Genomic DNA, 10377 nt, shown 5'->3' with positions numbered 1-10377 from the left:
GGCCGCCGTTTGGAACAGATTATCGCAGAATTAAGAAAAGCCCTGCTTGGTTGGGCAGGTTTTTGCTCCTGCAAAACCTGCATTTCCATCATCCATGACGGTCAAAGCTTACTTTGGCATCACCGAAGTGATGAGTCCTCTGCGAGACATCGACAAATGGATACGACGTAAGCTACGCTGTTACATCTGGAAACAATGGGGGAAATCGGGGTATCGGGAATTGCGCAAACGAGGGGTATCCGTGCGAGAAGCCTGGAATACCAGTAAAAGTGCGCATGGCCCGTGGCGATTATCGAAAACCCCGGCGTTATCGCTGGCGTTGCCGGCGAAGGCATTTGCGCAAATGGGGCTGCCCGCCTTGGCGGAGCGGCAGGTATGAATCATCGAACCGCCGTGTACGTGATCCGTATGCCCGGTGGTGTGGGAGGGAGGAGCCGCGAGGCTTCTTCCTATCCCGATTAGGGTAAACAAGAGGAGCATCATCGATGATAAGAAATATTGTTTTTATTGTTGCCTTGATTTGTTTTGGGATTGGCCAATCTGCTTATGGACAAACTGACTCAGAAAAAAATCGCTGCGACAAATCTATAGTTAATCTTGTTGGAAAGCATCTGGACGTTAGTGATTTCTCATATCCCAAAGATGGAATGTATCCAAGTGCTGAGAATGGCGGCGTGATAATTGCTGGCGTATGCAAGGTTTGGCCTAAAGACAACTCAAAAACCATCGCTATCTTTGCTTACGATGCTGGAGTTGAATATGAAAAGCGGTTGATTGTTGTTTTGGTTGAAACCATAAAAGTAAGGATCGTTGCAATCTATAAGGGAGCGATACAGGAAGATGCTGCAATGACTGTGGGAGCAAATAGCTTCTGGATTGACACAGCTCGCTACGACATTGCACCAGGTGTCAGAGCATTCGGACTCGACGTAACGAATAGTTATAGTCAAGGCTGTGGCGAGGGTGGATCTGGCCCCGTTCGCACACTGTTTATTCAAGACGGCAAAGAAATTAAGCCGATCCTAGAAGATTTTTATATTTCCTCTTGGCATTATATACAGGAAGGGCAGTCACGTTGTACTGGTGCAGACGCTCCAGAAGAGTCGCTTTATGAAAATAGAGGCTACTCACTTAGCGTTGATACCGCATCAACAAACGGATATAGAGACTTGTTGGTGACAGAGACTATCTCACGCGATGATGGAAAAAAGACAGGAGAGCCATTGCAATATAAACTTCATTATGATGGAAAAAAATATCATAAATAATTATTGTAAAATGGTTGGGCTAAATTGCAACCCTAACCCTGCGCTCAAGCGGAGCTGCGCAAAAAGCGCGCAGCCCGCTTAGCTTTGCGTTGAGCATCAAGCAAACGAACATGACACGCACAACTTTTGCTGCTGCACTTTTGCTCGGTATTGCTGTGGGCTCCTTCGCTAAAGAGCCCGAGACTCTGAGCGCTGCTGGGGGGGCAGAAAATCGTTAAGGAATTCTATGACTCCGGGGCGATCAAACACATAAAGCGCTATGGGCCGGACGGTGCTCTGATTGGCGTTCTTCATCACGACGAGCAAGGGGTTGCTACTTACGCCGACATGTACGACGGCCTGTTGCTTGCCGGAAAGATTTACTACTACCCGAATGGACAACCTCGCATCGAGGAGCGATACGATGCACAGGGCATCAAGCGTATAGAGCACCGCTTTGATGAGCGCGGTCAGTTGATAAACGAGCCCCAATGATGCCCAACACTACGGTCTGTCAACAGGGACGCCCAAACAGCCGGCTTCGCCGGCTGTTTGGGCGTCCGTTACCTACACGTTAGGGGCCATTCAGGCTCGGTATAAACTTAAAAGAATCTGAGGAGACCAGCGTTGGTCGAAAAGATAGGACATATCAAGAACTCGCTTACGGTAATTGCAATTTTTGCTGCCATCGCCGAAATAAGTGGAACTACAGTATTGCCGTTTATAGTACCTGATAATCAAGGTATCTATATTTGGTTTTTAATGTTGTTTTCCGTATTTCTATGGCCGTAGGATGCGGTGAGGAACGAACCGCATCAATCGCGTTGCATGGGCACGAGACAAAAGATGCTTTCAGCGAGGTGACAACTTATAGCCTTTATGTGAGGTAAAACAGGCCCTTGCAACGTAGAAATCACCGATTACCATTAGGAGCGCATATGGTTCGTATTCCAACCAACAGACCACCCACAAATCCCGGTGAAATGCTTCGGGATGAATTTCTTATTCCAATGAACATAAGTCAGCGCGATCTTGCCAATGCGATTCATGTTCCCTATCAGCGGATCAATGAGCTTGTAAACCAAAAACGCGGCGTAACTCCAAGTACCGCTTTACGTTTAGCTAAGTTTTTCGGAGTATCAGCGGATTTCTGGCTCAACCTACAGATCCGATGGGATTTATTCAAAGCGCAAGCCGCAGAAAAAAATGAGCTGGATTCAATTCAAGATTTCCATCACCTGCAAAAAATAGCCTAACACAGCGGTCAAAGGGACGCGCCCCTTGCCTCCACGTTGGACACCGTAAAACATGCGCCTCTGGTCTTTACATCCCAAATATCTTGATGCCCAAGGCTTGGTCGCGTTGTGGCGGGAGGCTCTCCTGGCGCAGGCCGTCCTGCACGGGGAAACGCGCGGCTATCGCAACCATCCGCAGCTGGACAGATTTAAGAATCATACGGCACCACTTGTAGCCATCTCGCTGTACCTGAAAGGCATTCATGCGGAGACGGTGGCGCGAGGTTATGCCTTTGACAAAAGCAAAATCAAACCGGCCCAGGAAGTAGTGGCCCTCACCGTCACTACCGGTCAGATGCAGTACGAGTGGGAGCATCTCCTGGCTAAGCTGAAGGTGCGTAACCCAGCGCTGTATCGGAAGTGGCGGGTCACCGAGGTGCCAGAGGCACACCCCATGTTTAGCGTGCGTGCTGGCGATATTGAGTCATGGGAGCGTCAGTGAGAGTGTCGCCCAATCGGGTAACCGGGGATATCTAGCCCCCAGTCCCCCACACCACCCGGCATGCAGGTCCGCACCGGGCGGTTCATCAGTTGTAATGAAACTTGATCCACTGCTCCCTGATCGAGACAAGACCTTGGTTCTTCAGCCATTGGTCGTTAAGTCCGACTTGTACCGCATAGGTCTTAGCCAAACGGTAATGGCCCTTAGAACTGAGTCCTAAGCTGATCGCTTGCCGACACCCAGCTTGATCAGGCTTCGTATCCGTGTTCTTGGTCTACGCCATTATTTCAGGTAGCACATGCGAATTCGGCGACGTAACCATTCATCCAAGGAAATACAAATGGCTTTCAATTGCTATCATTTTTTGATAGCATTAAACCATGAACGCCAAGCACATTAAAACTTTGCAAACCATCTTTGCAAAACCTACTGCAACCACGCTCGAATGGATGCGTATCGAAACGTTGTTAGTTGCTTTGGGTTGCCGCGTTATCGAAGGTCGTGGCTCCCGCGTCCGTTTCGAGTTCAATGGCAGAATTACGGTGTTCCATCGCCCGCACCCGGCTAAAGAGGCCAAACCTTATCAAGTCGAGCAAGCGCGGGATTTTTTGACCTCTATTGGAATTAAGCCATGAACACCTTAATTTATAAGGGCTACACAGCCCGCATTGATTTTGACGACCGCGACAACACGTTGGTTGGTAGGTTGCTTGGCATTCAAGACATTATTTGCTTTCATGCCGATAACGTTACCGATTTACATGAGGCATTTGAAGAAGCAGTAGACGACTATCTTGAAGCCTGTGAGAAAATCGGTAAAGCACCTGAAAAACCAGCCAGCGGCAAGTTGTTGCTCAGAGTTCCGCCGGAACTTCATGCTGCGGCTTTGGTTAAGGCCCAGTCCGTTGGCAAAAGCCTTAACCAATGGGCTATTGAGGCTTTGAATCGTGAAATCAGTGCTTAAGCTGCCAACCAGTAGCATCGTCGGGAATATTCGCTCCTGTCGAAAAGTAACGGAAATTTCCAGCCAAACGCCCATTTCCACCAAAAACCTACCCCCGTCATTCGTGGCGAATGTGAGCCTGTCGAATATCCGGGGGCTTTAATGCTAATCAATAAACCACTTCCCAAATTCCGGCTGCGTTCTTCACGACCACCAGTTGCGGCGGATAAACTAAAGACATCGCCATACCCGCGCACATTTGCACTTCATCGCCCTTAATCTTGGCGAAATCTTGCTCATTGAACGGGTAAAGATTACCTGTTTGACCTTTAATAACGACTTCTTGATTGCCTGGCAAGATAAAGTCTACATCGGCAGCACTACGAGCGGCGACGCGTACGCCGGCCGCATAAGCCTTATTTAGACAGCCTGCCTTGCGTATTTGGGCCAGATCAATTTCTATGCCTGGTCGCGGTATCTCCAGAAACTTATAAACGCCCTCGAATTTCGGTTGGAACAACGCTGCACGGTCATTAACCAGCTTAAGTAACTGTTGTTTATCGGCATCGCTTAAGGTGGTTACCGGTGGGAAATGATGCCAAGGCTCATCAACGGCAAAATCGGCAACGAAATCTTTTTCCATGACCACTTTACCTTGGGTTTCTTTGATCTCTTTGCCTTCACCTGATTGATTGGTGGATTTAAAGGTTCCCTGGTCGGATTGTTCAGAGCTCTGGTCATTGACTTCCGCCCAGCTTAGTTGTGCACGAAAAGCGGTTTTGCTATCAGCAGGTTCAAACTCGATTCTCAGCGTGTTTTTGCCTTTACGCACTGAAGTGCCAACAGAAGCCGCCGGAACCCAAACTGCCGCACCCACTTCGCGCTCATCAAAAAGCACGGGCTCTTCATGTGCGCTCACATCCTGCTCTGCAATGGGAACATTGTTAAGAAACACCCGCGCTTTCCCAGACACGGTTTGTACATGATCGGCCGTCGCTGGGTCGCCGATAAACGGCGTGAACTTGATTTCAAAATTAATGACTTTGGCCATGGCAGTTGATGACCATAGTACCAGCAGTAGTAATAAGGTGTTTTTCATTGGTATATTCCTGTTTGGTTTGCTTAGAAATTTCTCCGGGAAACCGCTATTTTTGCGAAAGCTTGCTTTAGCATCTTATCACCTATCACTTTGCTTAAATAGCACGTCATTCCAGCATGGATTGCCGGTATCCACGACTGCAAGGATGCAGGAGGTAGAGCAATGCAGGAGCAATTGCCGAGGCCACATGGAGTGATCTGAGCCTTGCCGTCCCTGGCTTCTCGGCAACTGCTCCTACGTCGCCTAAAGCGCCTACTGTTGGTGCTCTACCTCCTGCATCCTTGCAGTCGTGGATTCCGGCACAAATCCGTCTGGAACGGATTTGCATTGACCCGAAGGGCTCCGGGCAGGATAGCCCGGTGAATCCATGCCGGAATGACGTATTGGATATTTTTGTTAAACTGATAGGTGTTAAGTGCTTTTAGAATTAAAATGCTAAAATCGCTTTAAAATAATAGCATAGCTATCATTTTAGGTTGTAAAACTATTAATTAGAAATTCGTCAGCACTTTTAAAACTAGCCACTTAAGGCAATTAAACCCATGTATATACCAGCGATAAATATAAAAATATATTCATTCTCCTTGGTTATGCTTGGGCTGATCTTGACTGGGCCGGTTAAGGCGCAAACTACTGAAGATTTCCAAACTTGGGGAAGTATCACCGCTAAAAGCCGTCGGGCCGGATTTAGTGGATCATATTCTGTCGGCGAATTTATTGCTCAATTATCAAGCTGATGATTTCAAAGATGTATCAACCCTTTTTTTCCGAAGCTTAAAAATCGTATGGAATTACAGTTACAGATAAAGATGAATGAGAAATTGTTTATCAGGAACCCGGAACAATCCGAGCTGGGCAAAAAAATCATTCTGCACAGCATACAATTGATCTATAAAAGCGGGTTTGAGGCATTCACATTTAAAAAACTGGCGGATGCAGTTGGTACTACCGAGGCCGGTATTTACCGGTATTTTGAAAATAAGCACCGCTTGCTGATGTACATTACGGCCTGGTATTGGAGCTGGCTTGAATATCGGGTTACTTTTCATACCCATAATATTAAAGACCCTGTCGTTAAGCTTAAAAAAATAATTAAATTATTAGCGACCGCCGTAGAGGACGATGTTGCAACCAGTCACGTCGATGAAAGCATTCTTCACCAAATCATCATTACCGAAGGCTCCAAAGCCTATTTAACCAAAAAAGTATCTGAAGATAACAAAGATCACCTGTTTAAACCTTACAAAGATCTTTGCGCAAAAATCGGCGACATTATCCTGGAGTGCAATCCCAGCTATAAATACCCGAAATCGTTATCGAGCACGATTATTGAAATGGCGCATTTCCAGAATTTTTTTATGAATCATCTGCCGTCGCTGACCGATTTCGGTAAAAGCAAAGACGAGGCGGAGATTGTTTTGTTTCTGGAATCGTTGGTATTTTCCAGCTTACATTCGGCTCGTTAGCGGCAAACTTTTAGGGAGAAATACTCATGTTACGTAAAATCGCAATAGCCAATCTAGGCGAGATCGCGGCCTGTGCAGAAATAGGCATACGCTCAGTCGCTATTTATTCGGACGCAGACCGTTTTGCGTTGCATGTCAAAAAAACCGATGCGCCTTATTGTATCGGTAGCAAAGCTCTGGCCGGTTACCTTTTGGCTGACCCTCATCATCTTTACGAACGCGACTGTTCGATTCAGGCGTGATTAATCATATGAAACCGATTGTTGCAGATACCGAAGCCATTAACCGCGCGGCTGATTTATTACGTCAAGGCCGACTGGTTGCGTTCCCGACCGAGACGGTTTACGGCCTTGGCGCGGACGCCAGTAATCCTGATGCGGTAGCAGGGATATTTAAAGCCAAAGGACGGCCTGCAGACCATCCGTTAATCGTGCATATCGCCGATATTGACAGTCTTTACGATTGGGCCAGCATTGTGCCTGAAGCTGCGCTAAAGCTTGCGAATCGCTTCTGGCCGGGCCCGTTGGCGATGATATTGAACAAAAAACCCGAAGTGCCTCTGGCGGTTACCGGCGGTCAGCAAACAGTCGGCTTGCGTATGCCCGACCATCCTGTCGCGCTGGCCTTGTTAAAAACCTTCGGCGGCGGCATTGCTGCGCCATCGGCTAACCGCTTTTGCCGGATCAGCCCCACCCAAGCCAAGCATGTCAGCGAAGAGCTGGGCGATGCGGTCGATATGATTCTTGACGGAGGCGCCTGCCAAGTCGGCGTGGAATCGACAATTATCGATTTAAGCGGCAGCAAGCCGAGATTACTCAGGCCGGGACATATTACCCGCCAGGAAATTGAAGCCGTTTTACAGACCGAGCTGATGACTCCATCAGCATCAAGTGCCGAACCGGCTCCAGAGATAGCTGAGGAAATCCGTGCGCCAGGCATGATGGCGGTACATTATGCGCCGACAACACCAGCTATTCTCTGCCCGGCAGAACGGCTGCCGGATAAGATCAAGCAATTGATCGCCGATGGAAAAAGAATTGGCCTATTGAGCTATCGGCTGGACATAGCGGAAACCAGTCAAGTCCGCGTCTTGCGTTTACCCGAACAAGCCGCTAACTATGCGCAAAGCCTTTATGCCGCGCTACGACAGCTGGACAGCATGCAATTGGATTTAATTCTGATTGAACAGCCGCCGCAAACGGAAGCATGGCGGGCGGTCAATGATAGGCTAGGCAAAGCTTCGGCAACGGCTATAGCACACGGATGAACTAGAGATCGTTTCCGATCAAATCCGTGTTAGCAACAAATAAAACTTTCCGGTTTAGTGTAGCCGGTTCACTCATTTGTCAATAACTCGGGATTAAAGACGTTGCATCAAAATGGTACTGATCTCGCTATCTGTCAGCACAATCGGATTGGTCAGCATACTGCTACCTCGACTATTAGCGACGATCAACGGAAAATCTTCTAAAGTAATACCATAACTATTGAGGCGCGCCAATTGCAGTTGCTCGCTCCACTCGGCCAACAGGGTAGTTAACGACAGGCGAGCCGTAGCATCATCGATATCGGTCCGACCGGTCAGTAGCCGCCCTACTTGCGCATATTTGACCAAGGCCGGATTGTTAGGTTCGCGTTCTTGCATCGCCTTAATGTTGACTTCGGTGGCGGCAGAGACCAAAGTGCCGCAGACTACGCCATGGGGAATAGGAAAGTAGGCGCCCAACGGCGAGGCTAATCCATGCACCGATCCTAAACCCACTTGAGCCAAGGTGATGCCGGAAAGCAAAGCTGCGTAAGCCATAGCACCACGACCATGGCCGGCAGAGGGCTCGTTTCCTTCCCATGCGGCAAAAAAACCTTCTTTTACGGCGGACATGCCGCTCCAAGCCAGTGCATCGGTGAATGGGTTGGCCTTGAGCGATACGTAAGATTCCAACAGTTGAGTAAATGCGTCCATGCCATCGGCTGCCAACAGTTCGCGTGGACAGCTCTCTAACAAATCAGGATCAATCACTGCGTATTCGGGGATTAAACACTCATCACGAAAGGACTTCTTGAAGCCGTCACGGCCTTGAATGCTAAGCACCGAGTTTTTAGTCGCTTCGCTACCGGTACCTGCCGTGGTGGGAACTGCGATAAAAGGCGTGCTTGGTCCGTGATAAGGGATGTTCTTGCCGACCCCTTCGAGATGATCCATCACCGAATTACCGTAGGGCAATAGTCCGGCTATCGCTTTGGCGGCATCAAGTACGCTGCCGCCGCCAATGGCGATAACCACGTCAACCGCTTCACCGCGAAACCGGCTCACCGCCTGATCCACCAACTCCGGAGACGGTTCGCCCGAGACGGTAAAATGCAGCCAGGTCATCCCTTTAGTTTCCAAAGATTGGGTGAAAGACTGCCAACGTGATGTAGCGCAGAAAGATTGCTTGCCAGTCACCAGCAAAGCTTTATGTCCATATGCCGCTGCCAGAGCGGGAACTTCATTAATACGGCCGTTGCCGTAGTTAATGCGCGGTAAACGCGAGATAGAGAAAGGAGCGAATTGCATACGATTTTATCCTTGAGGAAAAAGACCTTCGTAACGAATGCCCTGGCGGGGTTCCGCCATCCACTCCGATACGCTATCGCGCCAGGCTAAATAGTGGGCCGTTTGCTTATGAGTCGCCGCAGCTTCAGCCGATGCATACGCTTCATAAAGAATAAAATGATCGGGATTTTCGGGTGATTGCAGCACGTCAAAGCGACAGTTACCGGGCTCATGGATCGAAGCTTCATGGTTGAGCCGTGTGGCGGCAATAAAATCGTCAATATAAGCGGGTTTTACATGAACATGAACCAAAGTAACGTGCATAACAGTGCCTCATAAGCTATCGAATAGTAGATATTATACTTCACCCGGCATAGTTTCGGATTTTTTGAAAACAATTGAAAAGGGTATAAGAATTTCCGGGGGATGAGGTTAATTTCCGATAAGCGTCGATCGAGCAGCTTTTCACTCCAGTGCATTAGTAAGAAAACGGTAATCCTTAGGAATGACAGTAATGCCGGATTCCGAGATTACAAAGCGGGCTGCATCGGCAGTGTGGTTAAATCCTATTCGCTCGCCTGGAGGAATTTGTACGTTTTTATCGACGATACAGCGTCTTAAATGCGCACCGGCGCCAACTTGTACCCCTTCAAATAAGATCGAATCTTCAACAACGGCATTTTCATCTACCTGAACTTGAGCGAACAATATCGAGTGCCTGATAATACCGCCAGAAACAACAGTGCCGGTGCTCAGCATAGAATTGATAACATGCCCTTCCTGTCCGAGAGATCCGGGCGCCATTCGGGCTGGCGGGTTTTGGCTATGGTAGGTACGAATAACCCAGTCGGGCTGGTACAAATTCATAGACGGAATCGGCTCAAGCAAATCCATGTTCGCCATATAATATGAATCAATAGTGCCGACATCGCGCCAGTACTTATCCTGCATGACACGTCCAGTTTCTTCGCCGAACCGGTAAGCATATACGCCACGGGTCCCGATGAGACGCGGGATGATGTCTTTGCCGAAATCATAGTTCGATGCGGTAAGGCCGTAGTCGGATTGCAATTCGCAACTGAGCAACTCCATATTGAAAATATAGATACCCATTGATGCCAACGCATGGTCTGGATCGTTTGGCAGATGCTTGGGATGTTCCGGCTTTTCGTCAAACGCACGAATTTGATGAACATCATCCACGGACATAACGCCAAAAGAGCTGGCGCTAGCCAGTGGCACTGGCATACAGGCAATCGTCAATTCCGCTTCCTGATCTAGGTGAAACTGAAGCATTGCGGCATAATCCATCCGGTAAATATGGTCTCCTGACAGAATGACTACATGGTTGG

At 48.5% G+C, this 10377-nt stretch carries 14 protein-coding genes; 9 read left to right on the top strand and 5 right to left on the bottom strand.

Translation table 11 applies throughout. The annotated features are described in order from the left end of the window. The first annotated feature begins 94 nt into the window (after positions 1-94). From EPO18_RS02925 to EPO18_RS02900, 6 genes are all read left to right on the top strand, one after another. A complete protein-coding gene (locus tag EPO18_RS02925) occupies positions 95-379 on the top strand; it encodes a group II intron maturase-specific domain-containing protein (RefSeq protein ID WP_292430283.1) in 285 nt (94 codons plus the stop codon). A 106-nt stretch (positions 380-485) separates the two neighbouring features. Beyond that, positions 486-1268: a PA3715 family protein gene (locus EPO18_RS02920; RefSeq protein ID WP_292430280.1), complete on the top strand. Its 783-nt coding sequence runs from the start codon at positions 486-488 to the stop codon at positions 1266-1268. Positions 1269-2185: 917 nt separating this feature from the next. After that, a complete protein-coding gene (locus EPO18_RS02915; RefSeq protein WP_292430277.1) occupies positions 2186-2503 on the top strand; it encodes a HigA family addiction module antitoxin in 318 nt (105 codons plus the stop codon). Positions 2504-2555: 52 nt separating this feature from the next. Next, positions 2556-2984: a pyrimidine dimer DNA glycosylase/endonuclease V gene (locus EPO18_RS02910; RefSeq protein WP_292430275.1), complete on the top strand. Its 429-nt coding sequence runs from the start codon at positions 2556-2558 to the stop codon at positions 2982-2984. 380 nt (positions 2985-3364) lie between these two features. After that, positions 3365-3619, top strand: coding sequence for a type II toxin-antitoxin system HicA family toxin (locus EPO18_RS02905; protein ID WP_292430272.1), 255 nt, complete (start codon positions 3365-3367; stop codon positions 3617-3619). After that, positions 3616-3948 (top strand): type II toxin-antitoxin system HicB family antitoxin, encoded by a 333-nt coding sequence (locus EPO18_RS02900; RefSeq protein ID WP_292430269.1) that lies wholly within the window; start codon positions 3616-3618, stop codon positions 3946-3948. Before EPO18_RS02905 ends, EPO18_RS02900 begins: the two co-directional genes overlap by 4 nt. Before the next feature lie 148 nt (positions 3949-4096). Here EPO18_RS02900 and EPO18_RS02895 read toward each other — a convergent pair whose 3' ends face one another. Beyond that, positions 4097-5026 (bottom strand): hypothetical protein, encoded by a 930-nt coding sequence (locus tag EPO18_RS02895; protein ID WP_292430265.1) that lies wholly within the window; start codon positions 5024-5026, stop codon positions 4097-4099. A 106-nt stretch (positions 5027-5132) separates the two neighbouring features. Then, positions 5133-5354, bottom strand: a complete 222-nt coding sequence (locus EPO18_RS02890) for a hypothetical protein (RefSeq protein WP_292430261.1) — start codon at positions 5352-5354, stop codon at positions 5133-5135. A gap of 481 nt (positions 5355-5835) precedes the next feature. On the opposite strand from EPO18_RS02890, the gene EPO18_RS02885 reads away from it, so the two are divergent. From EPO18_RS02885 to EPO18_RS02875, 3 genes are read left to right on the top strand one after another with little or no spacing between them, the layout of a single operon-like run. Beyond that, positions 5836-6492, top strand: a complete 657-nt coding sequence (locus tag EPO18_RS02885) for a TetR/AcrR family transcriptional regulator (protein ID WP_292430258.1) — start codon at positions 5836-5838, stop codon at positions 6490-6492. A gap of 26 nt (positions 6493-6518) precedes the next feature. After that, the gene (locus tag EPO18_RS02880) at positions 6519-6734 is read left to right on the top strand and encodes a biotin carboxylase N-terminal domain-containing protein (RefSeq protein WP_292430254.1); all 216 of its coding nucleotides are present in this window, start codon (positions 6519-6521) and stop codon (positions 6732-6734) included. 8 nt (positions 6735-6742) lie between these two features. Further along, complete coding sequence (locus EPO18_RS02875; RefSeq protein WP_292430251.1) at positions 6743-7759, top strand: L-threonylcarbamoyladenylate synthase; 1017 nt, start codon at positions 6743-6745, stop codon at positions 7757-7759. A gap of 93 nt (positions 7760-7852) precedes the next feature. Here the strand turns inward: EPO18_RS02875 and EPO18_RS02870 are convergent, their stop codons facing one another. The 3 genes from EPO18_RS02870 to EPO18_RS02860 form a co-directional block, all read right to left on the bottom strand. Next, positions 7853-9046, bottom strand: a complete 1194-nt coding sequence (locus tag EPO18_RS02870) for an iron-containing alcohol dehydrogenase (RefSeq protein WP_292430248.1) — start codon at positions 9044-9046, stop codon at positions 7853-7855. A 6-nt stretch (positions 9047-9052) separates the two neighbouring features. Continuing rightward, positions 9053-9349, bottom strand: coding sequence for an antibiotic biosynthesis monooxygenase (locus EPO18_RS02865; protein WP_292430244.1), 297 nt, complete (start codon positions 9347-9349; stop codon positions 9053-9055). Between the two features lie 141 nt (positions 9350-9490). Continuing rightward, a partial coding sequence (locus tag EPO18_RS02860) for a GlgC family sugar phosphate nucleotidyltransferase (protein ID WP_292430241.1) occupies positions 9491-10377 on the bottom strand: 887 nt, incomplete at its 5' end.

It is taken from the genome of Methylobacter sp. (genome assembly GCF_004322395.1).
In the GTDB taxonomy this organism is placed as follows: domain Bacteria; phylum Pseudomonadota; class Gammaproteobacteria; order Methylococcales; family Methylomonadaceae; genus Methylobacter_A.
The sequence above is the reverse complement of the archived record's forward strand: the minus strand, read 5'-3'. Positions and strand labels throughout refer to the sequence as shown.